Below are 23,370 nucleotides of genomic sequence, written 5' to 3' on the forward strand. Positions count from 1 at the left end.
AAACCACCTTGGGGAGCTCAAATTGCGGAAAATCACATAAGGGCAACACGGTTGGTCAGATTGCTTTCGCTCATGCTCATGGAGAGCAGCAGCAAAAGCTCCATAACTTCCTCGCTACATGTCCTGTCTGGGTGAGCCAGCAGGCTGCCAATGAATTTGGGATACTGCTTGCCTGCATCATCGCGCAGATCGCAGAAGTGCATCCAGCAGCTGTGGAACAGTCTGTAATCCTGCTTCTGATTGGAAAGAACTGTCAGGTCGGAGTGGCGCTTGTCCTCTAGCACACACTCAAAGGTACGCTTTACTGAAGGCCAGGGGCCTTCCAGTAGCTGAAATACATGGGTGTCCGTGAGGATAAGAGCGCCTGTCACGCCTGCCATGGAGTTGATGCGTCTAATACGGCTCAGGGACCGCTCAACTTCATCATCAAGGCTATAACGAAGTGCAGGCCAATGAATGCGGCTGCGATAACATAATTGCGTAACACTCATTGTCAGCTCCTCCAGTTCATGGAAGCCTGACAGAAAATTCTTCTAAAATTGTAAAATACAACGTTTAAAACATTGATATGTATATATGTTTTCCTAAATAGAATAAGCGGAACACATGGTTCCGCTTATCCAAAATCAACTAAGGTGCTGAAGCTTAAAGTGTAATGCGGTACACTGCAAAGCCGTCTTTACCTTCGCCAGCGGCTTCAATCTGAACAGCTTTAACATCTTCGATGTGCTTTTCAGCAGCAGGACCAGTTTCAAACAGAACCGTTGTGTCTGGAACAGCCTTGAACTTCCAGTTTGCGTCCGCTGAAGGGTTAATGGTGCCCTGATCAAGAATGTAGCGAACAATCACGTCACGGTTTGTATCCGGGCCAACAAAGATGATCACATCGTCGTTGATACCAGGGAAATGACCACCACCGCCTGCGCGGTAGTTATTGGTCGCGACCACAAACTTCTGATCCATATCGATTGGCTTGCCTTCAAACTGAAGGTTCACAATACGTTTTGCATCAGGATGGGCCACCTTACCTTTGCCATCATACTTGGAAGGCTGGGTTAGGTCGATCTCGTAGGTTACGCCGTCCATAACGTCGAAGTTGTAAGACCGGAACTCTGGATCCAGAAGGAGCTGATCTTTTTTGCCTGCTTCGATCTGGTTGAACATGCCAGCAGACCGTTCAAGCCATTCCTTCACATCGCTGCCGGTGATCAACACAGCGCGTGTTGTGTTCGGGTAAAGGTAAAGGTCAGCTACGTTTTTAATGGCGATATCACCAGTCGGGACGTCGGTGTAATAGTCAGCACCACCACGACCACCAGCTTTAAAGGGAGCAGCAGCAGAAAGAACCGGCAGGCTTGCCCATTCAGTATCCTTGAGCATTTCCTTGGTGTACCAGGTCTGCGCTATGGAAACGATCTGTACTGATGGATCATCGGCAACCAGCGCAAAGTAGGAATGCAACGGAGCAGAGGTCTTGCCAACCGCACGGCGCACATAAGACAGGGTCTTTTTGTGATCTTCTTCTACGGCGGCCATCACGTCTTCATCGTTGGAAACGAGCGGTATCTTCTTGCGGCCTTCTTTGCGGTAGATGGACGGAACGTCAGTGGTGAAGTTGGCAATGCGCCAGCCATTGTTACCATCGCGCTCAATCATCAGGTCGATCACACCCAGATGTGAACCCCAGAAACCACCCATTGCAGCAGGTTTGCCCTGCAACGTGCCTTTAACAGCATCCACACCCGGAATGCCTTCAAAGTCAGGACCGGGGAAGACTTGGTGCTGGTGACCCGTGAACAAAGCATCAATGCCGTCCACACCAGCGATATGAAGTGCAGTGTTAGCTGAACCATCCTCATGAGAGCCGCCAGCAATACCACCATGAACCAGCGCGATGATGAGATCACATCCGCGCTCTTTCATTTCTGGAACCCATGAGCGAGCTGCATCAACCATGTCACGCGTGCTTGCTTTGCCAACAAGGTGACGGGAATCCCAGTTCATAATCATTGGCGGAACAAAACCAACAAAACCAACCTTGATGGTGTGCTCAACGCCGCCGCCATCTTTGATCTTCTTTTCAACGATCGTGTAAGGCTTCAGGAACAGGTCATCTTTACGGCCAGTGGAGGCAAGAGAGGTACCTTTGGCAACGTTGGAAGAGACAACCGGGAAGTTCGCGCCGGAAAGAACCTTCATCATGAAGTCCAGACCGTAGTTGAATTCGTGGTTGCCTAATGTGCCGGCATCGTAACCAAGTACGTTCATGCCCTTGATAACCGGGTGCACATCACCGTCTTGCATGCCGCGCTCATAGGCGATGTAATCACCCATTGGATTGCCCTGCAGGAAGTCACCATTGTCTACCAGCATGGAGTTGGTGGCTTCAGCGCGCAGCTTTTTGATGATGGACGCAGTCCGGGCAAGGCCAGCTGTATCCATAGGACGATCAGCGTAGTAATCGTATGGTGCAACGTGAACGTGAAGATCCGTTGTTTCCATCAAGCGCAGGTGCGCTGTGTTCTCTTTAGCAAGAACGGAATACGGATGTACCATGACAATGGCACCAGTAGCTGCCATGCCGCCGAGTACACTACGACGATTCATCAAAATAGGATTAGACACGATTGCCCCCTAGCCCGTGGAAGATGCAGAACAGTATTGTCAGCATGTATTTCGCCCGACCCTCCTGCCTCTGTATGCAGCAGCAAGAGGTTTCTTTAGGCCTTTAAATACCATGCATTATTCGCAATTTGTTGGACTAATGTATCAGGAGTATGAAAGCAGTTCCCCAAAACGTAAGGTCGATCCCTTAACTGTGGAGCTAATACCCAGAAGATGTTAGGTTTTATTCGCGATGAAATATTTTTCGTAATCCGCAAATATCTGTGAATTTATAGTGATGGGTTCAATTTTGCGTGAGCTCTCTTCAATAATTTAAAGTGATCATTTAACGCCAGCTTGTTATTGCGCAAAGGATTAAAGACAGCTCTGGTGAATTCTCTTGTTGCTCAATCTCTCTTGAGAGGTGTACCAAGTTGCAAAATAAAACACCGACAAAAGCTTGTACAAAATAATAGCAGGCATATTTGTTTTAAAGATCATTTTCTCCCGAACTCTGTGATCCAGAGTTTCAGCAGGGTGTGCACGATGGACAACGGCAAATCAAAAGGCCTGTGGGGGCGCCTGACTGGCGGTCTTTCATCCAATAAAAAACAAGAGGACAACAAGAAGGCTATGACAGGGCTGACACAGGAACGCGTTCTTGAGGTGCTTAAACAGGTAAAATCACCTGATGGTAAAAGCAATATTGTTGATCAGGATCTAGTCGCAGACTTATTCGTCTCAGACGGGCGCGTCGTTTTCTCCATCAAGGTTCCTGCAGAAAGAGCATCTGAGCTTGAAGGTTTGAGACAGGCAGCTGAAAAAGTTGTTTCTATACTTCCAGAAGCTGAAACAGTTCTGGTTGCATTAACGGCTGAAAAGCAGCCAGGCTCGCCCTCTGCAGCTCCAACCCCTGCTATGGCGAAAAAAACGCCACAGATGGGCGCTCCAAAACCAGCCAAGCTTGATGTTCCGGGCGTTCAGCACATTATCGCTGTCGCTTCGGGTAAAGGCGGTGTCGGCAAATCAACCACATCTGTCAATGTTGCCCTTGCGCTCTCTGCCATGGGCTTGAAGGTTGGCCTGCTGGATGCTGATATTTACGGCCCTTCCATTCCCAAACTGATGGGAGTTTCCGGTCAGCCAGAGGTTCTGGGAAATAAAATTATGAAGCCATTGGAAGCACATGGCATCAAGCTCATGTCCATGGGATTTTTGGTAGATGAAGAAACTGCCATGATCTGGCGTGGCCCAATGGTGGTTTCAGCTTTGAACCAGATGCTGCGTGAGGTTGCCTGGGGTGAGCTTGATGTTCTCATTGTCGACCTCCCACCTGGAACGGGCGATGTTCAACTTACAATGGCACAAAAAGTACCTCTGGCCGGTGCTCTCATAGTTTCAACACCTCAGGATCTGGCATTGCTAGATGCACGCCGTGGCATTGCTATGTTTGAGAAAGTTGCAATTCCTGTTTTGGGTGTGGTCGAAAACATGAGCCACTTCATTTGTCCCGATTGCGGTGGCAGACATGAAATCTTCGGCAATGGCGGCGCAAAAGCAGAAGCTAAGAAGATGGAAGTTCCATTCCTCGGAGAAGTACCGCTGACTATGGAAATTCGGGAGCAATCTGACACGGGTACACCGATCACCGTAAGTAATCCTGAAAGTGCTGTGTCAAAGGCCTATGGCTTAATTGCTGCAGGGCTGTGGCAAGGTGTGATCCAACCAAGTGGAGATGCTGCGCGCTCTGCCCCTCAGATTATCATCGAGTAGATCTAAAACCTCTGATATTTCAATGGAATTTTACTTAAGCGGCACAATGTCACCTCGTTGCATTGTGCCGCTCGCTCTATAGTGGCTCCAATACCTAAGACAGTTATTACTCTCGCGTACTCCCAAGTACTCGACCTTGATACGTCTCATGGACCTCAACACAATCTGGAGCCTTAAGCAAATGCTTGCCAAGGAGAATGGCCGCGCAATCGTGGCTATGTTTCTTTCAACTGCGTTTTTCATGTTCAATGACGCCTTGCTGAAATATACCGCCCAAACCATGCCCCTCGGACAAATTATTTTCCTCCGCGGTGTTGTCGCAACCTCCATTATGGCACTGTGGTGTTGGAGGTCTGGCGCATTTTTACAGGGACGCAAACTTCTCAATCCGGTTGTATTTGGTCGGTCTATACTGGAGATTATTGGCTCCTTTATGTATTTGACTGCTCTCACACAAATGCCAATCGCCAATGCAACAGCGATGCTGCAGGCAATGCCTTTGGCTGTTACAGCTGGTGCCGCGATGATTTACGGTGAAGTTGTTGGCTGGAGACGGTGGTCCGCAATCGCAGTCGGCTTTGCAGGTGTTATGCTGATCATTCGCCCAGGTATGGATGGGTTTGACGCATGGGCTTTGCTTGCTGTTGCAGCTGTTGTGTTTATGGCTCTGCGTGATTTGGTAACCAGATCCATGCCAAGGGGAATGCCGTCCTCTGGTGTTTGTTTTGTTGTTTGTGCCGCTGTTACGCTCATGGGCGCGGGAATGGGAGTAAACGAACACTGGATCGCAGTTGGTGCTGGCTACGTACTTCCGTTAGTAGGCTGCTCAGCCCTCCTGATCGGAGCATACTATTTCGCTATTGTCTCCACACGGGCAGGGGATATGAGCGTCGTTGCTCCTATGCGTTACACTGGATTGCTTTGGGCCACAGGCATCGGCGTCATAGTCTGGGGGCAAGTGCCAGATGCAATCACTATAACCGGTATGTTGGTCGTTGTTGGATCTGGCCTCTATACGGTTCATCGCGAGCGCATCAGGCAAAAACAGATCGCAGCGGTTGGACTTCAAACGGAGACACCGACCACACTACAAGATGCCTTGGCACTGGCCGAATAATCCATAAAACACAGAGGGCAGAGATCTTGGAGCTCTGTCCTGAACCTACCCAACAAATTTCAGGTGTGTGTTGGTTCAAAACGACCTTTCCAGACCGACAAACTGTTGCCAAGAGATGCAAATCAATTTGATTGCTGAGAAACTCCGAGCGTCAATCAGAAGCACAAAGTGTTTTTCTCCCAAACTCAATTTGGGTCGTAGCAACAGGAGTTTTCCTGTTTGAAGTGCTATCTCTCCTCTGCACTCAATCGAATCACCACTTGATGAGTTACCATCATATTTTACACCGTTAAAAATACCAATTATTCACTAAGGTTAACAAAAGGTTTTATGTTTAATCTTCATTTTATCAATTAAAAGAATTAATAATATCAATTGGTTGAATGAATCACGTGAAGAATGCAACTGATGCAGGCGCGCCGTTGGCATGTTTAAACAAAGAAACTCTAGTAAATGTAAATTCATAGACAAATTTGATTCATAAATTGGCAAGAACTGCGGACATAACTTGCACTAGTCCCGATGAGGGCTGGGGTTTCTAGGGTTCAAAACGGAGTTTAAAACATGTTCGCTAAGTTTTTTAAAGACGAGTCAGGCGCAACCGCAATCGAATACGGTATTCTGGCTGCTCTGATCGCAGTCGCTATTATTACCACAGTAGGTTTTGTCGGCGATGAGCTGGTCCTCGTATTTGTAGAAGTGCAAGAGGCACTTGCAGGTTTAACGCCATAAATAAAAAAAACCCCAGCTGCAGAGCAGCTGGGGTTCTCTTTTTTGATTACGATAAACAAATTACCTATGCACCATCAAAACTACCCGCCCGTCACACTCATATGTCGGGAAACGGGCACGCTCTTATTATCGCGATCTATAATAAAGTCGTGGCCCTTTGGCTTTCTTGCAATCGCGCTATCAATCGCTTCACAGAGCACTTCATTGCCCTCAGACGCGCGCAAGGCTGCCCGAAGATCCTTCTGATCATCCTGACCGAGACACATGTACAGTTGGCCCGTACAGGTCACACGCACGCGATTGCAGCTCTCACAGAAATTATGGGTCATCGGCGTAATAAACCCGAGACGACCGCCTGTTTCCTCTATCCGCATATACCGCGCTGGTCCGCCCGTCTTATACGGAATATCGGTAAGCGTAAATTTGGAGGAGAGTGTTTTACGAACATCGCTCAGCGGCAAGTATTGATCGTTCCGGTCCCCATCAATTTCGCCGAGCGGCATTGTCTCAATGAAGGTTAGATCATGCCCATGCGAGTGAGCCCACTCAAGCATTGGTATGAGCTCGTCCTCGTTGAAATTTTTGAGGGCAACAGCATTGAGTTTGACTTTTAGGCCAGCCTTTTGCGCAGCTTTTATCCCGTCATAAACTTTCTGGATATCACCCCAACGGGTCACGTCCTTAAACTTTACAGGGTCTAACGTATCCAAAGAGACGTTGATACGGCGAATACCAGCTGCATATAACTCCTCAGCAAAGCGTTCCAACTGCGTGCCATTGGTCGTGATTGTGAGTTCTTCCAGGGCTCCGCTCTCAAGATGGCGCGACAATCCACGAATGAAGCTCATAATGTTCTTGCGAACCAGAGGCTCTCCACCCGTCAGACGGATTTTTCGGACCCCCTTATCAATGAAGACAGAGCACAGACGATCAAGCTCCTCGAGAGACAGCACATCTTTTTTAGGGAGGAACGTCATGTGTTCAGACATGCAATAAACGCATCTGAGATCACAACGGTCAGTAACAGACACCCTAAGATAGGTTACAGCTCGACCAAATGGATCAATCAGCTCTGGGCGTACATTCTGTTGTTTGTCGCCGGCTTGCTGCCCCATGGAAACCTCCACAATACATACCTCAAACTTGTCTAATTTAACGATTCCAATGTAGTAGGTAAATGGTTAGCGTCAATGCATCAGACAAGACTTCTGGTGGATTTACCTATGAAAACATCATAGAACCACAGATAAAATTCACCAAGCATCAATACTGAGTTCCATGAACTTGGGCAAGGACTAAAATATATGACAGTTACTCCGTGGCCTACGCAAATTCACTTAAAAGATAAGGGAAAACAACTAGAAGTTACTTTTGACGAGAGCCGGACAGTGCGCTTTAGCTCAGAGTTTCTGAGAGTAATGTCCCCATCCGCTGAGGTTCAAGGACACAGTCCTGATCAAAGAAAAGTGATCAGCGGAAAGAAAGAGATCGCCATTATCAAGGTCGATCCAGTGGGCAATTACGCCATCAAGCTAACGTTTGACGATATGCACAACACTGGCATTTACACGTGGGCGTATTTTCTGGAACTTGAGGAGCAAAGAGATTTTCTTTGGAACCGATACTTGCAGGAACTTCAGGATCGTAATCTGACCCGGGAAGTGTAGGGCTGGCGGATACCAGCCCCATCACATTATTATCGAAGGACAACCACTTTGGTGCCAACGGAGACGTTGTTGTATAGATGGATCACGTCTTCATTTGCCATTCGAATACAGCCGGAGGACACAGCTGAACCGATCGTCCATGGTTCGTTGGATCCATGAATGCGGTAAATAGTGCTGCCGATATACATGGCGCGTGCACCAAGTGGATTATTAGGTCCACCCTTCATATAACGCGGAAGAGTACGGCCTTTGCGGCGTTCACGATCAATCATGACCTGCGGCGGCGTCCAACCCGGCCATTCCGCTTTACGTGAAATACGGTGTGTACCGGACCATTGGAAACCCGTGCGGCCAACGCCAACCCCATAAACCATCGCAGTGCCATCATTGCGAATGTGGTAAAGGCGACGGTCCTTGGTGCTGATAACCAACGTGTTAGGCCGATAGGAACCGTTGTAACGAACTTGCTTGCGTTGAATGGACGATTTTCCTTGGCGAGCGGAGCCGTAAGTAACCCATTTTTTGCTTTGTTGATCAAAGAACTTGCCAGAAGCCGCAGCATCCGCACTGGTTCCTGTAAAGAGTACCGCAACACAGAGTGCAACACTCGCGATAAGTATGCGCATTGAATAACCCCTGGAATATTGTTGTTTGTTTTATCTCGTTTGCATGAGGGAGTTTATGCAACGAGTAAGGGGACGCTCGCAGCTTTGAATGTCGAATATCTTAATTGTTGTGAGATGTAAGCCTGCAACCGGAGCTATATGCTTCTTATGGAAAAGAAATTCTCGCCGTTTTACTGGAAAGATAAATTACTTTGTCAGATACATTGTAGCGAACTAAAATAAAACACTAATCAAAAAACTTATGTTAGGACGAATGTTTCTAATTAAACTACATATTTCTGTAAATTTACTTCAAAATCAATAAAAAAGGGCGCCGCAGCGCCCTTAGGAAATTTATGGAGACGGGCTAACCCAGATTGAGCTCTTTAAAGAAGTCATTGCCCTTGTCATCGACGATAATAAAGGCTGGGAAGTCCTCAACCTCGATCTTCCAGATGGCTTCCATGCCGAGCTCTTCAAACTCAACCACTTCAACCTTTTTGATGCAATCTTGAGCCAAACGGGCAGCTGGGCCACCAATCGATCCAAGATAGAAGCCACCATGGGCCTGACACGCACGGCGGACCTGTGCAGAGCGATTGCCCTTGGCAAGCATCACCATCGACCCACCAGCTGCTTGGAACTGGTCTACATACGCATCCATGCGACCAGCTGTTGTTGGTCCAAAGGAACCTGATGGCATACCCTCAGGCGTCTTAGCGGGTCCTGCGTAGTAAACAGGATGGTTCTTGAAGTACTCCGGCAGGGGCTCTCCCGCGTCCAGACGGTCTCGCAGCTTGGAATGAGCCAGATCTCGGGCAACAATCAACGGGCCAGTCAAGGACAGTCGGGTCTTGGTTGGATGCCGTGTAAGTTCACCAAGGATCTCTGACATCGGGCGTGTCAGATCAATCTTCACCACATCGTCGGAAAGATTATCCTCTGTCACTTCCGGCATATATTTCTCTGGGTGACGTTCCAGTTCCTCAAGGAAAACACCCTCCTTGGTGATTTTGCCCATCGCCTGACGATCTGCACTACAGGAAACGCCAATGCCGATTGGCAAGGAGGCGCCATGACGCGGCAGACGAATAACCCGAACATCGTGACAGAAGTATTTGCCGCCGAACTGAGCGCCAACACCTGTCGCTTGAGTCAGTTTGTGGATCTCTTCTTCCATTTCCAGATCACGGAATGCATGACCGAGTTCCGAGCCTTCAGTGGGAAGCTCATCCAGATAACGTGCAGAAGCCAACTTAACGGACTTGAGGTTCATTTCCGCAGAGGTGCCGCCAATAACAATGGAGAGATGGTAAGGAGGACACGCTGCAGTTCCCAGAGTCAGGATTTTCTCTTTCAAGAACTCAATCAGGCGATCATGGGTTAGCAGGCTTGGTGTGCCCTGAAACAGGAAGGTCTTGTTGGCAGAACCACCACCTTTTGCCATGAACAGGAACTTATAAGCATCTTCACCTTCGCTATAGAGATCAATCTGCGCTGGCATATTGTTCTTGGTGTTTTTTTCCTCGAACATGGAAAGCGGGGCCAGCTGGGAGTAGCGAAGGTTCTTCTTAAAATATGCGTCCCTTGTGCCTTCACCCAATGCAGCCTCATCATTGCCATTGGTCCAGATCTTACGACCCTTTTTGCCCATGATGATGGCAGTCCCAGTATCCTGACACATCGGCAAAACGCCTGCAGCAGCAATGTTTGCGTTCTTGAGAAGGTCAAAAGCAACGAACTTATCGTTTTCGCTGGCTTCTGGATCATCAAGAATTTTGCGCAGTTGTTCCAGATGGGAAGAACGTAGGAGATGGTTGATGTCTTTAAAGGCTTCCTCTGCAAGGAGACGGAGACCTTCCTGCTCGACTTTCAGAACCTTTGTCCCGTCAAACTCGACTTCTGACACAAACTGATCGGTCAGTTTGCGGTAAGGAGTTTTATCTTTGCCCAGTGGAAATAACGTGGTGTGAACATACTCAGGGGTATCTGTTTCAGACATCTGTGGCAATCTCTGGCTGAAGAGGGTGCGCTTGGCGCGCTTCTGTGGTTTCTCGGCGTTTGTATATGCAAAAAGCCGGAGGGCAAAGCCTCCGGCGTTCAAATATTATCAAATTAAAGAGGAATGCGCCTAATTGACGAGAGACTTAATGGAAAACACAGGTCACTCGCTTTGAGGCAAACAATCAGCGACTTGCGTACAGGTCCAGCGTCACAACGACCTTGTCACTGACAGTGCTGTCTGGCACTCCGTCCCCGATTTTGAATTCATTGCGAAGGATATTGGCTTCACCTACGGCGTGAGCAGTGTCACCTTCAATCGTCAACGTAAAAGGAAGGAACACGGCAATTTTGATGCCCTTAAGCTCCAGAATACCTCCAGCTTCATAAAGGTCACCGCCAGCAGGCACGACATTATCAACCCGAAAGATTGCTTCTGGGTAGCCTGAAATATCCAACCATTGTTGACTGGTGATTGCACCGCCGACCTGACTGTCATCCGTTGTTACGCTACCAGTAATAACAGTTGCCTGGATCTTCGCCTTGTCGAGTTCTTCTTTATCAAACACGATCTTTGCATTCCATGTACCAAAGGTACCGGTAACGCTTTTGCCGTTGTTTTCAACTTCAAAACCAAGCGTACTCTTATTGCGATCGACTGACCATTCATCTGCAGAAGCTGTCGCAGCAGCTCCGGCCAAAATGAAGGACATCAAGAGAGTGGTTTTAATTAAGAGATTGCTCAATCGTTTCATGGTGTTCTCCAAATCCTCGACACTATGGTTTTGAGGATAGCATACGCTGTAAAACTTTGTCCTTGGATATGAAATGGTGCTTTAAAGCAGCTCCGACATGCGCTGCAATCACTGCAATAAACGCATAGGCGGCCCAACCGTGAACCTCAGTAAAGAAGGCAGACACATCGGCTTTTTGCCCCAAAAACTCAAAAGTTGGTAGGTGTGGAATCTGAAAGAGGTTAAAGAACACTGTCGGCAAACCAAGCGGACTGGTGGAGACCAGAAACCAACCAGTAAGCGGCATGAGAACCATAAGCGCGTAAAGGGAGAGGTGGCCAAGATGTGCAGCAGCTTGCTCCCACCAAGGCATTTCTGCTGGTAACGTAGGGGTAGCTCCCGAGAGCTTCCAAAGCAAGCGCAGGGTCACGAGCGTCAGAATAACAAACCCAATGGATTTATGAAGTTGGTAGAGTGTGTAGGTCGATGGTTCAAAAATCGGCAGCGTGACCATATACAGGCCGAAGCCCAACATGCCGATGATTAGGGTGGCTATGGTCCAGTGCAACGCGATTGCAACACTTCCATAAGCTGACCGGGTGTTTCTGATCATGGATAAGACCTCAGATCAAGAGGGAGGGACGCAATCCGCCCCTCCGTACCTTTAGAGCTGTACCTGCGGCTAATTTAAAGCACTGCGCAGGCCAGAAGCATTACTTAACAGTCGCTTCAAAGCTGATGTTGATGTTCACTTCGTCAGAAACGTAAGGAACAGCCATAGCCATGCCAAAGTCGGAGCGTTTCAGAGTAGTTGTCGCGTTCAGACCAACGGCTTTTTTCTTTGCCATTGGGTGTTCTGCCAGCTGGTTTACTACCACCTGCATAACTGTTGGTTTGGTGATGCCGCGAATGGTCAGATCACCGGTTACTTCCAACGTTTTCTCGCCTACTTGCTCAACCTTTGTAGATTTAAAGGTCGCTTTCGGGAATTTTTCAACGTCAAAGAAGTCAGCGCTCTTCAGGTGCGTGTCGCGAGCTTCCCAGAATGTGTTCATGGAGTTGACGTCGATTTCAACGTTTATGGTGGAGTTCGCAGGAGTTTCTTCGTCGATGACCAGAGTAGGGGTCCAGGTACCAAATCGTCCATCTGTAGTGGAATACCCAAGGTGGTTGTAGTTGAAGGCCAGGTTAGCGTGGGACATGTCAACGTCATAGGTGACAGGAGCAGCAACTGCTGCGGAAGCGAAAAGTGAGGCTGCGACTGCAAGTATTCCAAGGCGAACTGATTTCATAGTACTCTCCAAACTGTTGAACTATAGATAGTCAATCTTGGGCATACATTCATCATTAGCGTCGTAGATTGCAACTGAACGCATTGTTCAATGTGAGTGCACAATCACGGATATGTTAGCTATATTGCCTTATTTGGCGAGCATTGGTACTAAATCTGGAAAATACTACGGCAACAATGGGGCACCTGCAAAATCTGCGGGTGTATCAGTAAAATTACGAAGCTTTTTCATCACAAATTCGTGTGTGACTCGGTGTGTATAGGAGTAGTTAGGATGTTGTTTTCCGAGGGTTTGCTGGGAGGCAACTTTGCGAGTGCCCCCCGAACTGCTTTTATGGCTTGTACGTAAAGTAAATACCGTTCTTATCACGCAGTACTTCAAATTTTTCTTTTTTGATAGCGTCGCGAAGGTTTGGCAGAACACTTTTTCCATCGGCAAGCAGCAAATACCCACCAGGGCGTAAATATCCCATCATCCGTTGTAGGAGTTTGACGCGGGTGTTGTTGGCCAGCTCATGGAAAAACTGGTCTGCAATAATCGCATCAAGATCTTTGGGAGGAGTGTAGCCAAGAGCGTCTCCATGCACCACCTCAATTGGGAGGTGTTCCGCATCAACACGTTCCTGCAACTGGTCTAGACCAACCTTGGAGCTGTCCAGCGCGATCACGTTGTATCCGCGCTTTGCGAGGAAGAGCGCATCGCGTCCCTGACCAGCACCAAGGTCCAAAATGGTACCACTTTCAAAGTCCAGATTGGAAAACAAAGTGGTGAACTGCTTGGAAGTATGCCCAAAGAAATCTCGGGTCTTCGTGTAAATTTTATCGTACTTTTGCATGGCCCAGCCTGAATAAATCTTTGCACAAAGCATATACAGGATTGCAGAGGATGAACAAGCCCAACAGATATGGAAGCTGTCGGGTATCGTCATCTAAGACATTTTTTGCTTTAGAAAAACCGTAGGCTCACCATTGTAATAGCCTTGAGTGTATTCTTCAAAGCCAACACGTTGTGCCAAAGCCATACTGGCGGTATTTTCTGGGGCAATGATACAATGCGCCTCAGAAAACAGCTTGGCCTCCTTAAACCACTTGAGTGCCAGCTCTACGGCTTCTCGGCCATATCCACGCCCATGGAATTTTGGTGAAAGAACCCAGCCAGCCTCTGCAAAACCTTGAAGGCTTGGTGTTATCTGACGCTTAAAATCAGCAAAGCCGACATCACCAACCAATGTATTTGTTTCTTTGTCGATCACTGCCCAGTAGCCAAAGCCCAAAAGGCTCCAGTGGCCAGCATACTTAAGCAAACGCCCCCAGGTATCAGAACGACTGGAAGGCTTGCCAGAGATATAGCGAACCACATCAGGATGGGCCCACATCTCACAACTGAGTTCAAAATCAGAAGGTTGGTGCGCTCGCATAAGGAGGCGTTCACTTTCCAGCGTTGGAGCTGAAGTGCAGAGTTCTTTTTCAATAATCACAAAATTTCTCCAACAACAAAAAGGCCGAAATGAAAAACACCTCGGCCTTTCAGTGAAACTTATTTATATTAGAGGCCCAAACCACCGATACAGGAGTATTTGATGTTGATGTAGTCATCAATGTCTTAAGGTCGAAAAAGTTGGAATAAGAACATTCCACTTCACATCCGCGGTGGGCTTGAGTTTATGTAATCTATTGAGACTACAGGGTTAAAGTGGAAGATCACCATTCTCTCAAATGAGGGATAGCTCTCCACAGTTGTGTTTGAAACTAATATATGTCACGGAGCAGGTCTCTCTTAAACTCCGTAAATGACAGGCATCCGATGACAGACAAAGTACAACTCTCCCTTGCTGAAGCACGCCAGCTCACCATTGCTGCTCTGTCTGCCAACAAAACAGATCCCGCGAATGCTGAGATTGTGGCTGATGCCTTGGTGAATGCGGAAGCAGACGGTCAGGCTGGTCATGGGTTATCTCGTATTCCGTCCTACTCTGCCCAAACGCGCACAGGCAAAGTCGATGGGTTTGCAAAGCCTGTTGCGGAGATTGTTACACCTGTTGTTCAGCGCATTGATGCCAACTACGGGTTTGCTTATCCAGCCATCGAGCTTGCTCTGCCATTCCTCAAAGAGGCTTCCAGTAAAAACGGGATCGCATTAAGTGCTATTCGCCATTCTCATCATTTCGGACAGGCTGGCGTTCATTGTGAGCGCTTGGCAAAGGAGGGGATGATCGCCTTTGTCTTTGGGAATGCACCCAAAGCGATTGCTGCTTTTGGCGGCAAAAATCCTATGTTCGGAACCAACCCAATCGCGTTTGCAGCGCCTAACGGCAATGATGATCCTTTGGTTATTGATTTGGCTCTCTCACGTGTGGCGCGCGGTAAAGTCATGGCGGCTCAAAAAGCTGGCAAAAGTATTCCTGAAGGTTGGTCGCTTGATAAAAATGGGAAACCAACAACAGACGCAGATGCCGCGCTGGCCGGCACAATGATCCCGATTGGCGAAGCCAAAGGTGCAGCTCTGGCTATGATGATTGAAGTTATGGCCGCCGGGTTATGTGGCACTGCCTTTGGTTTTGAAGCTTCCAGCCTATTTACAGGCGAAGGAGATGCGCCAAACTTGGGGCAAGTCATTCTCGCGATCAATGTCGACTTGGTATCTGGAGGCGCCTTCGCGCAGCGTATGGCTACACTGGTGGCCGCAATGGATATGGAAGAGGGCGCTCGCTTACCGGGAACCTCCCGTTTGGCAGCGCGCGAGAAAGCACGACTGCATGGCATTGAAGTGCCAAAGCCGATCTATGAGGAAGCTGTCCGCCTGTCAAAAGGTGGGTAAGCTAGTCATATTCGCGTTCATAGTAAAAACCGGCTTTGGCATCACCATCAGAGCCGGATTCGCCGCGAAGCTTTAGATACTTGGTCACGTCAATATCTACCGCCGCTGCACTGTCTCCGGTGGTAGGTCCCTGTGTAACGCCAACATAGATCTTCTCACTCAAATACCCTCCAACAGACAGCTCCGGGTTTCCGTCAGCATCAAAATTCACGTCAATGTCGCTCATACCCAGCAAGTCGCGTAAAGCCGACAGAGGCCCTTCAGCATCGACACCTCCCGAGAGTGTGGCAACGGCACTGGCGAGGCTGGCCAGCTGAATAGGGGACAAATCATTCACCGATTGCCCGAAGAGCAGCTGGGAGAGGATTTCATCCTGCGGCAAACTGGGGTTGGAGGTGAAGGAAACGATTGGCATATCGGCAGGTCCGGTCACCAAAATAGTAACTTCTGTTGTTCCAGATGTTGAGGAGGCAGCAAAGTCAAGAAACGGAACGAGAGAACCACTAAAGGTTACGTTGCCGCGGCTCAAAGTCAGACGTTTGGTGAGAATATCAATGCGCCCTCGTACCAGTGAGAACGCTCCAACAGTCTGCACGTTGTTTGCTGTGCCACCAATGTTGAGCGACCCCCCAGCTTCCGCAGTCACGCCTCGCCCACGAATGAAGATCTTACCAGGCGCTTCCACATCAATATTCAGCCGTGCTTTTTCCATAGCGCTGGGTTCTGTATTTTTCTCAGTGGTAGGACGACCCTCATCCCGGGTAAGCACCTTTGCTTGATCAAGGATTGGTTTGGAGGCGTTAAGGTGGCGAACAATGACTGGATTGATTCCGGAATTAAAGGAGCTTGGGATCTCGATATCTGCTTGTTCAATACGCACCTTCCCTTCGATAGCAGGTGGTGCCCCTGCGTCTCCAAGCGAGCCATTAAGAGACAGATTGGCGTTGATCAAGGCCGTCACAAAGGTTCCATCAACATAGCGGCCATTATCAATGGTCAGGTCCAGTTGAGCTGGAAGAGCGCTGTCCAAACCCAAAGTCCCATCAACCTTTATAATCCCACCATTGCGGAACTTAGCCATGAGGGCGTTTATTTTTAACTCCTTGCGGGATGCTTCAAGAGTGCCCGTAAAACTATCCAGAGTCAGCCCGGTTGAAAGCTGAGTAATCTGCAAAGCCTCTGGTTTGACAACAGCTGCGATTTGCGGATCATTCAGACGACCTGAAACTGTGCCATCCAGCGTGAAACCACCACTGCCGCCTATATTCTGAGTAATGAGTTTGGCACTTACAACCTCCAATGGAACCGTTCCCCTTAGCCGCATCGCCAATGTTTGAGCATCACCGAGGTCAGCAGATCCCTCTGATGAGAGAGATAATCCAGAGCCATTTGTGACGGATGTTGTCTGGTTGAGTTTGTTCTGAGCAAAAGTGCCGGAGTTCTTAATTTGCAGCGGCAAGATGCCATTAGCTTTCAGTGGCTTTGCTGTGAGGTCGGCAACGTCCATCTGCCAATTGGCTTGAGGCGCATCAACAGTGCCGACAATTTTTGCAAAGCCGCTAAGTGTCCCACCAACCTCCAGAGACGGCACGAATACATTTGCGATGGAAAGCGGCAAGCGCTTCATCTGAGCTTCAATATCAAGCGCATCCCCCTCACTGCCAGAAACGACAAGAGAACCACTCCCCACAGTCAACTCAAAAGGCGTGACTGAACGGTGGTTCTTGCGAAGGACAAGTGTCGTCGGCTGGATCAGATCTGTCTGAATGCCTTTATAAGCACCTTTGAAAACGTTAAGTGTGAGTTTAAGTCCATCACTCAAAGCTTCAAGAGTTCCGCTGGTATCAACTCTATCGCTCTCGGTGTTAAGCAGCGCGGTCACCTCAAACGAAGTCGCCCTTAGGGTGTCTGTTTGCGTGCCAACAGGCTTGGCCTCAATAGACAAGCTGTTCAGCTCTACGCCCTCAACCTCCATGCTTTGCAGTTGAATGGAGGCATTTGCTGCAGGCATGGTGAAAGGGCTATCAATCCACCCTTCAGCCTTAAAAGACCCGATCGAGCTGTTTGCCAGACGCAATTTCTCACTGCTCAGGTTGAACTCCAGCTGGGTGTCACCGTTTTGTTGCCTGATCTCAATTTGTCCAACCGCGCGTCCTTCAAGCTCAGTTAATGCCAAAGGAGACAGGGTACTGAGATCTTTCGCGTTGATGTTGAGATGACCAATGAGTCCCTCTGGCAAGTTTTGAATATCGGCGGCACTGAGCGAACCGGCAATCTGATTGCCTCCCATGTTGATATCCAATATCGGGAGTGAGAGCTTGCCGTTTTCACTTAGAAGCGAAAGCTTGGCTTGCAACGCTTCCCCTTTAAGGCGTCCCTCTAAATCCACAGTTGCGGTGGGGGCAGTTGAAGACACATGCGCATCAATTGTAAGCTGAAGCTGTTCAACAGGGACGCCATCCATCTCAAGGCGGCTTGAACTGGCTTCCAGTTTCACATCGGGGGCATCAGCTGAACCTGAAACTTGCCCTTGCACACTAAGCCCGCCACTAACGCGAGGATCCAGCACACTCAACTTTGTAAGGTTGGTGGTAAATTGCCCCTCGACCTGACCATTTTCCAAACGCGCATTTGCCAAAATCTCACCTGCAGAGCTGCGAATGCTAAGGGCTTCAAGGTTGCCGTAGGATTTCAGGATATCATCAATGTTCAAGCTGGCTGTGGCACGCGCTGCGAACTGAGTCGGGGAGATAAGAACCCGGTCGGCAAGGTCATCTCCAATGCTTACTTTGTTGCTGCTCCCGCTAAAATCGATCTGCCCACTGTTCTTGGTGAGATCTGCATTAACGGAGAATTGTGTTGAGATTGACCCACTCAATTGTCGTTGAGCAAGGGTAGAGAAGGGGCTCAGGTCTGTGATGGTCAAGGACCCTTGAGTTTGTCCGTGAGTTGTCGTCACTTCTACATTACGCAGCTTTGCGGCAAACTCATTGCCCTCGACATGAAGCTGGGCCAGTTCAACCTTTTCTTGTTGAGGAAATAACGTGCCGGCAAATGACAGTCCTAGATGATCCGTAAGCCCTGCCATCCGGGGATCCTGTAAGATCAAACCATCTACATTTAGGGTCCCTGCAATTGGAACAGACATAAAGTCAGCTGCGAGATTAGCATTTTCACCACGAGCTGAAATTGAGATAGTATCAAGCTCTGCTTGATTGGTTTCTACTTTGCTTGACTGAGCGGTCAGATCCCAGCTGAGTTTATCGAGCGGGCCAGAGGCTGAAGCGGTGGTCGCTAAGGTGCCAAATCGAACAACCTGATCGCCAAACCGGAATTCCAAAGGCTGACCGGCTGTTTCAAGTGTCGTAACTTCAGCATTTGCGACAAGCACCTCACCTTCTGGCGAGTATTTGTTGTCGGCGTGAATTAGGAGTGTCCCAGTCGTGATTTTGGCACTGGATTCCAAGGGTATGAAACTCTGGTCAAGCTTAGCCGTCGCGACAAGGTTGGTCTCTCCCAAAAACGCTGATGAGATAGAAGGCGGCAGGAATTGAGCCAGCATACCCGTTAGATTTGTTGTGATTTCCTTGCGCTCACCCAGTTGCTGAATATTCACCTTGCCATCAACAGCCCGGTTACTATCAAGGTCCAGTTGCAGCGAGGCGGTCCAATTCGAAATCGGACCGCCACCATCTAGGCGCAACGCGAAGCTGGGCACATTGACGAGTTTCAGTGCATTGGCAATGAGCCCGTTAGGAGCTTCAAATATAGATGTTTTGAAATTTAGGGTCGACTCACTTGGATCCCAGTTGAATTCAGAAAAGGCAGTCCCTTGAACCTGCCCAAGACGTGTCAGGCGGAGTTGCCCTGAAATCTTAGCGGGTTCCGCTTGATAAGAAAGCAACCCATTCAGTTCCACTCGGGCAGGAACACCGGCAACAGCGCTAGCAACATCAATATCTCTGACCTGCAGTTTTTTGAGCGCGATTGAACGGAAAGGGAGGGAGAAAGACCCACCTGACGGCTCTACGGGCGTCTTTGCAGCACTTTCATCCTCAACAGGTAAACGTGCAACCGATAGTTTCCGAACGTCTATCTCGGTGATGACAAGGTTCCCAGTAAGCAGTTCAAGAGGAGCCCAGTTGAAAGTAAGTGAGTGTACCTCCAGCCAGCCCCCTTCAACATCAGCAATACTTACGCGTTCCAAAGAGAGATTACCTGACCAACTGAGGCGAGGTTCAACCACCTTAAGATCTGGAATGAAATAGGAGAGAGCATCGCCTGCGACCTGGCGACCAGCAGTAAAGCTGGTTGCAATCACAATCAGTACATAACACCCAACAACAAGCAGTAGCAAAGCTGCCAATAGCTTACCAATAAGTGTTGCTGTGTGGCGTAGCAGTTGCATAAGGTCTCCAGAATTCATCGCAATTTTCTACTGCGCGTAAACGTCGTACTGATTAGAATGCCTGACTTAATCCAACGTAGATTACAAACGGTGGGTCATTCTGTTCGGGTTCAAGTGGGACACCAATATCCAGACGCAATGGCCCGACTGGTGTAAAATACCTTAGTCCACCACCAACACCGATGCTGAATGGGTTATCAAAGCTAGGCAATTGGGTTTCAAAAGCAGCCCCTGCATCAATAAACCCAACCACACCGATGTTCTCAGTAATCCGTGTTCTAATTTCGCCATTGAACAAAATAAAGCTTCGGCCACCGATAACTTCACCGTTTAAGCGTGGACCAACATTTTTGTAGGCATATCCGCGGATAGTTCCACCGCCGCCCAAGAAGAACCGGCGTGATGCAGGTACATCTTGAACAGATGGAGCGACGATTGCGCCAGCAGAAACTCGACCAGCCAGCACAACCCTGTCAGTGCCGACAATTGGCAGGTAGCTGGAGATGGATCCTTGCGAAAAGAATATACCTTCATCTCCCCGCAGATCATAAGCTGGCTCAAAGAATACCTTTGCCTCAACACCACGGATTGGATTGAGCTTGTTGTTGCGCGTGTCATAAGTCAGTTCGGCAGGAATACTGATGAAAAAGTAATCATTGTCGCCAAAAACATCTCTCTCATTGGCGTAAAAAATCTCCCCGCCAGCTCTTCCACTCAATGTCTCGTCAAAATCCTTTTGAAGATAAGCGTCATAGCTGATGGATTGACTGCGGAAGTTGTCCGGGTTTTCCTGAACAGCTGCAAGGCTTGTCGAAAACGATGTTGTAGGATCGAAAATCCCAGGTTTTTCAAAAGTTACACGTGCGGAGTATTCAATTTGTTCGTTATCTACAGCAAGCAGTTGGCCAACTGTACCAGCGACTGAGAGACGTTCAGCTTTGCCGAACAAATTGCGATGACGCCAATAGCCTTCAACACCGACACCCTCGTTGCTGGAGTAATTGGCACCAAACCCAAATACTTTTCTTGGACGTTCCACCACGATTATTTCCAGTGGCAATTCACCGTCCGGCCCAACGCTATCAGCAGGTTGCATACGCACACTGGAAAAAACCTCCAGACCACGCACCCGGTTTTCAGCTTTAGAGAGGATTTTGGTATCCCATTGCGCTCCCTGCGGAATATCGGCGTATTGTTGAACAAATCCGGCGTCCATATTTTCTGTGCCGGAAACGGTTACCGGACCAAATTTGGCATAAGGGCCGCTGTCTATAACAAGTGTAACCTTGAGGGTCTGACTGGCATGGTTGGCAAGAAGAGACCGGTCGCCAACTTTTGCAAATGGATAGCCATTATCTTTTACTGCTTTGACGGCTCTGGCTTCCGCATTCAAAACCTTTGCTGAAAGCGCAGGATCCCCTTCAAGCAGGTCAGCAGACTGTGCAGCTGGCAATTGAAGACCTTGAGATGAGACTGGACCGCGATAGCTAAGAGTAGCCTCTCCAAAATGAAAAAGTGGGCCTCTGTCGACTTCTATATGGACGGGGACAGGGCGCTCAGTTATCTTTTCCAGATGCAGGACCGCTTGATTAAGCGGCATACCAGCAACCGAAATAGTGACGAGTGCTCCGTAATACCCGTCTTCATAAAGCTTGCCTATGAGGCGTTCAAAATCCTTGGTGGCACGGGCAAGAACACCACTTGTACCAGAGGGAAGTTGCTTGATGTCCTGAACCAGAAGACTTGCGGATTGAAGGTCGGATTCTGTATCTGAAACTTCTTCTGCACTTTCGCCCTTCACATGAAAATCAACAGTGTAGGGCGTCGGGTCAGGTATGCCTACGGAGCTATCCTCCGCACTCTCAGATTTTTCGCCCCACAGATGATAACCAAACAGTTCAAAAGCTTCGGTTCTTACGGAAATACAAAGTACCAGCGCGATTGCAAGCAAAGAGGCAGCGCAGAGCCTGCGCCATGCATGAAAGCATCGCGGCAATGTAGCTCTGTTAAAGTTCCAAAAATATATTTGCCTGCACTGCAACTATGAAAAGGCTCCCACAAACCTCTAGGGTGACCAGAGTAGGCGTAAGGCGGCCTGTTTTTAGCCACCGCAACCTACAAGAATCTCTCAGCTCTATGCCAAAAATTTCGCATGACCTGCTTGTTAAAAGCAAACCACAAATATCATCTCAACAAGATACGAAGAGCCGAGTTTAGATCACCTAAGATTATTATCTAATTAAAAATGTCACTTAGGAAAATTACTAAGTGACATATAGTTGGGTAGATCAGCCTTCTTCGTCCGGGCGACCAATGCAGGCGTAGGTAAAGTCATATTTGGCGACTTCGTCCCTACCGTAGATATTGCGCAAGTCCACAAGAACTGGCGTTGCCATTTCATCTTTCAGGCGTTTGAAATCCAACGCGCGGAAAGCATCCCATTCCGTGACAATCACAAGAGCATGCGCATCCTTGGAAATTTCATAAGCGTTGGTGCCAAAGGTAACGTCCTTCATCAGCTCAACGGCTGCATCCATACCTTCTGGGTCGTAGGCATGAATATCTGCGCCTTTATCCTGTAGGGCTTGCACAATGGAAAGGGCAGGGCTGTCGCGCATGTCATCGGTATTAGGTTTGAAGGTTAGGCCCAAAATCGCGATTTTCTTGCCACGCACGTCACCGCCTACGGCAGCTGCAACTTTTTTGGACATAGAACGTTTGCGCTGATCATTGATGGAGCAGGTGGTCTCAATCAGCCGCATAGGGCTCGAGTTATCCTGGGCTGTTTTTACCAGCGCAAGTGTATCCTTTGGAAAGCAGGACCCACCATAACCAGGGCCAGCATTTAAGAACTTAGAACCAATACGTTTATCCAAACCAATGCCGCGCGCGACATCCTGAACGTTTGCGCCGACAGCTTCACTTAGGTCAGCAATCTCGTTGATAAAGGTAATTTTCATCGCAAGGAATGCGTTGCCTGCGTACTTAATCAGCTCTGACGTGCGGCGACTAGTGAATACAAGCGGTGATTGATTGAGGTAGAGCGGCCTGTAAACTTCCGTCATAACGACCTTTGCACGGTCGCTAGACAGGCCGACAACAATCCGATCCGGTCTTTTGAAGTCGCTGATTGCGGCGCCCTCACGCAAAAACTCCGGATTAGAGACAACTTCAAAATCAGCATCTGGATTTGTATTACGAATAATACGCTCAACTTCATCACCTGTTCCAACTGGAACCGTCGATTTAGTCACAATAACCGTGAAGCCCTCGATGGACTGCGCAATCTCTTCTGCCGCAGCATAGACATAGCTTAGGTCAGCATGACCATCTCCGCGGCGAGAAGGTGTCCCAACCGCAATGAAAATGACGCTGGCCTTGCGCACAGCATCGGAAAACTCGGTTGTGAAGCTCAAGCGCCCAGCTTTTACATTGCTGGCAACCAGTTCTTCCAGCCCAGGTTCATAAATGGGAATCTGGCCGTTTATCAGCTTCTCAATTTTTTCTTCGGCTTTGTCGACGCAAATGACTTCATGACCAAAGTCTGCGAAACAGGTTCCGGAAACTAAGCCGACGTATCCGCTCCCAATTACTGAAATTATCATTTTATCTCCAGCATC

General features: G+C 48.7%; 18 protein-coding genes. 5 read left to right on the forward strand and 13 right to left on the reverse strand.

All coding sequences use genetic code 11. The features are described 5' to 3' along the window. Positions 1 to 32: 32 nt before the first annotated feature. Together BLS62_RS09260 and BLS62_RS09265 are read right to left on the reverse strand one after the other, a co-directional pair. A complete protein-coding gene (locus BLS62_RS09260; RefSeq protein ID WP_093179717.1) occupies positions 33 to 491 on the reverse strand; it encodes a BLUF domain-containing protein in 459 nt (152 codons plus the stop codon). A gap of 154 nt (positions 492 to 645) precedes the next feature. After that, a complete protein-coding gene (locus tag BLS62_RS09265; RefSeq protein WP_093188686.1) occupies positions 646 to 2,580 on the reverse strand; it encodes a bifunctional 2',3'-cyclic-nucleotide 2'-phosphodiesterase/3'-nucleotidase in 1,935 nt (644 codons plus the stop codon). Between the two features lie 657 nt (positions 2,581 to 3,237). Between BLS62_RS09265 and BLS62_RS09270 the strand changes: the two genes are divergently transcribed. The 3 genes from BLS62_RS09270 (at position 3,238) to BLS62_RS09280 (ending at position 6,226) form a co-directional block, all read left to right on the forward strand. After that, positions 3,238 to 4,377: an Mrp/NBP35 family ATP-binding protein gene (locus BLS62_RS09270; RefSeq protein WP_208991141.1), complete on the forward strand. Its 1,140-nt coding sequence runs from the start codon at positions 3,238 to 3,240 to the stop codon at positions 4,375 to 4,377. 148 nt (positions 4,378 to 4,525) lie between these two features. Further along, on the forward strand, positions 4,526 to 5,494 hold the full coding sequence (locus BLS62_RS09275; RefSeq protein WP_093179723.1) for a DMT family transporter: 969 nt from the start codon (positions 4,526 to 4,528) through the stop codon (positions 5,492 to 5,494). 564 nt (positions 5,495 to 6,058) lie between these two features. Then, entirely contained in the window at positions 6,059 to 6,226 is a 168-nt protein-coding gene (locus tag BLS62_RS09280) for a Flp family type IVb pilin (protein ID WP_093179726.1), read from the forward strand. Between the two features lie 80 nt (positions 6,227 to 6,306). Here the strand turns inward: BLS62_RS09280 and moaA are convergent, their stop codons facing one another. Further along, positions 6,307 to 7,341, reverse strand: a complete 1,035-nt coding sequence (gene moaA / locus BLS62_RS09285; RefSeq protein WP_093179729.1) for a GTP 3',8-cyclase MoaA — start codon at positions 7,339 to 7,341, stop codon at positions 6,307 to 6,309. Between the two features lie 189 nt (positions 7,342 to 7,530). Here moaA and BLS62_RS09290 point away from each other — a divergent pair, with 189 nt between their 5' ends. After that, positions 7,531 to 7,893 carry a gamma-butyrobetaine hydroxylase family protein gene (locus BLS62_RS09290; protein ID WP_093179732.1) on the forward strand — a complete coding sequence of 121 codons (363 nt, stop codon included), beginning with the start codon at positions 7,531 to 7,533 and terminating at the stop codon, positions 7,891 to 7,893. Positions 7,894 to 7,922: 29 nt separating this feature from the next. Here BLS62_RS09290 and BLS62_RS09295 read toward each other — a convergent pair whose 3' ends face one another. The 7 genes from BLS62_RS09295 to BLS62_RS09325 all read right to left on the reverse strand — a co-directional run bounded on the left by BLS62_RS09295 (position 7,923) and on the right by BLS62_RS09325 (position 14,002). Beyond that, positions 7,923 to 8,519, reverse strand: a complete 597-nt coding sequence (locus tag BLS62_RS09295; RefSeq protein WP_093179735.1) for a L,D-transpeptidase — start codon at positions 8,517 to 8,519, stop codon at positions 7,923 to 7,925. A gap of 346 nt (positions 8,520 to 8,865) precedes the next feature. After that, positions 8,866 to 10,500 carry a fumarate hydratase gene (locus BLS62_RS09300; protein WP_093179738.1) on the reverse strand — a complete coding sequence of 545 codons (1,635 nt, stop codon included), beginning with the start codon at positions 10,498 to 10,500 and terminating at the stop codon, positions 8,866 to 8,868. Positions 10,501 to 10,684: 184 nt separating this feature from the next. Next, entirely contained in the window at positions 10,685 to 11,254 is a 570-nt protein-coding gene (locus BLS62_RS09305) for a YceI family protein (protein ID WP_093179741.1), read from the reverse strand. A 22-nt stretch (positions 11,255 to 11,276) separates the two neighbouring features. Further along, positions 11,277 to 11,846, reverse strand: a complete 570-nt coding sequence (locus BLS62_RS09310; RefSeq protein ID WP_093179743.1) for a cytochrome b — start codon at positions 11,844 to 11,846, stop codon at positions 11,277 to 11,279. 100 nt (positions 11,847 to 11,946) lie between these two features. Beyond that, positions 11,947 to 12,525 (reverse strand): YceI family protein, encoded by a 579-nt coding sequence (locus tag BLS62_RS09315; RefSeq protein ID WP_093179745.1) that lies wholly within the window; start codon positions 12,523 to 12,525, stop codon positions 11,947 to 11,949. 331 nt (positions 12,526 to 12,856) lie between these two features. After that, on the reverse strand, positions 12,857 to 13,360 hold the full coding sequence (locus BLS62_RS09320; RefSeq protein WP_093188689.1) for a class I SAM-dependent methyltransferase: 504 nt from the start codon (positions 13,358 to 13,360) through the stop codon (positions 12,857 to 12,859). Between the two features lie 93 nt (positions 13,361 to 13,453). Continuing rightward, a complete protein-coding gene (locus BLS62_RS09325) occupies positions 13,454 to 14,002 on the reverse strand; it encodes a GNAT family N-acetyltransferase (protein ID WP_093179748.1) in 549 nt (182 codons plus the stop codon). Between the two features lie 326 nt (positions 14,003 to 14,328). Here BLS62_RS09325 and BLS62_RS09330 point away from each other — a divergent pair, with 326 nt between their 5' ends. Continuing rightward, entirely contained in the window at positions 14,329 to 15,342 is a 1,014-nt protein-coding gene (locus BLS62_RS09330; RefSeq protein ID WP_093179750.1) for an Ldh family oxidoreductase, read from the forward strand. 1 nt (position 15,343) lies between these two features. Here BLS62_RS09330 and BLS62_RS09335 read toward each other — a convergent pair whose 3' ends face one another. The 3 genes from BLS62_RS09335 to BLS62_RS09345 all read right to left on the reverse strand — a co-directional run bounded on the left by BLS62_RS09335 (position 15,344) and on the right by BLS62_RS09345 (position 23,355). Next, positions 15,344 to 19,750 carry a translocation/assembly module TamB domain-containing protein gene (locus tag BLS62_RS09335; protein ID WP_093179753.1) on the reverse strand — a complete coding sequence of 1,469 codons (4,407 nt, stop codon included), beginning with the start codon at positions 19,748 to 19,750 and terminating at the stop codon, positions 15,344 to 15,346. Positions 19,751 to 19,802: 52 nt separating this feature from the next. Then, positions 19,803 to 21,746, reverse strand: a complete 1,944-nt coding sequence (locus BLS62_RS09340; RefSeq protein ID WP_208990776.1) for an autotransporter assembly complex protein TamA — start codon at positions 21,744 to 21,746, stop codon at positions 19,803 to 19,805. 292 nt (positions 21,747 to 22,038) lie between these two features. Then, positions 22,039 to 23,355 carry a UDP-glucose dehydrogenase family protein gene (locus tag BLS62_RS09345; protein WP_093179759.1) on the reverse strand — a complete coding sequence of 439 codons (1,317 nt, stop codon included), beginning with the start codon at positions 23,353 to 23,355 and terminating at the stop codon, positions 22,039 to 22,041. Positions 23,356 to 23,370: the final 15 nt, after the last annotated feature.

It is taken from the genome of Pseudovibrio sp. Tun.PSC04-5.I4 (genome assembly GCF_900104145.1).
Lineage (GTDB): Bacteria > Pseudomonadota > Alphaproteobacteria > Rhizobiales > Stappiaceae > Pseudovibrio.

Bases quoted from the DNA above. Each gene is read 5' to 3' on its own strand.
- BLS62_RS09330 (WP_093179750.1), top strand. From the start codon at position 14,329: ATGACAGACAAAGTACAACTCTCCCTTGCTGAAGCACGCCAGCTCACC.
- BLS62_RS09275 (WP_093179723.1), top strand. From the start codon at position 4,526: ATGGACCTCAACACAATCTGGAGCCTTAAGCAAATGCTTGCCAAGGAG.
- BLS62_RS09305 (WP_093179741.1), bottom strand. From the start codon at position 11,254: ATGAAACGATTGAGCAATCTCTTAATTAAAACCACTCTCTTGATGTCC.
- BLS62_RS09345 (WP_093179759.1), bottom strand. From the start codon at position 23,355: ATGATAATTTCAGTAATTGGGAGCGGATACGTCGGCTTAGTTTCCGGA.
- BLS62_RS09265 (WP_093188686.1), bottom strand. From the start codon at position 2,580: ATGGCAGCTACTGGTGCCATTGTCATGGTACATCCGTATTCCGTTCTT.
- BLS62_RS09300 (WP_093179738.1), bottom strand. From the start codon at position 10,500: ATGTCTGAAACAGATACCCCTGAGTATGTTCACACCACGTTATTTCCA.
- BLS62_RS09270 (WP_208991141.1), top strand. From the start codon at position 3,238: ATGACAGGGCTGACACAGGAACGCGTTCTTGAGGTGCTTAAACAGGTA.
- moaA (WP_093179729.1), bottom strand. From the start codon at position 7,341: ATGGGGCAGCAAGCCGGCGACAAACAACAGAATGTACGCCCAGAGCTG.
- BLS62_RS09260 (WP_093179717.1), bottom strand. From the start codon at position 491: ATGAGTGTTACGCAATTATGTTATCGCAGCCGCATTCATTGGCCTGCA.
- BLS62_RS09310 (WP_093179743.1), bottom strand. From the start codon at position 11,846: ATGATCAGAAACACCCGGTCAGCTTATGGAAGTGTTGCAATCGCGTTG.
- BLS62_RS09315 (WP_093179745.1), bottom strand. From the start codon at position 12,525: ATGAAATCAGTTCGCCTTGGAATACTTGCAGTCGCAGCCTCACTTTTC.
- BLS62_RS09290 (WP_093179732.1), top strand. From the start codon at position 7,531: ATGACAGTTACTCCGTGGCCTACGCAAATTCACTTAAAAGATAAGGGA.
- BLS62_RS09280 (WP_093179726.1), top strand. From the start codon at position 6,059: ATGTTCGCTAAGTTTTTTAAAGACGAGTCAGGCGCAACCGCAATCGAA.
- BLS62_RS09320 (WP_093188689.1), bottom strand. From the start codon at position 13,360: ATGCAAAAGTACGATAAAATTTACACGAAGACCCGAGATTTCTTTGGG.
- BLS62_RS09335 (WP_093179753.1), bottom strand. From the start codon at position 19,750: ATGCAACTGCTACGCCACACAGCAACACTTATTGGTAAGCTATTGGCA.
- BLS62_RS09295 (WP_093179735.1), bottom strand. From the start codon at position 8,519: ATGCGCATACTTATCGCGAGTGTTGCACTCTGTGTTGCGGTACTCTTT.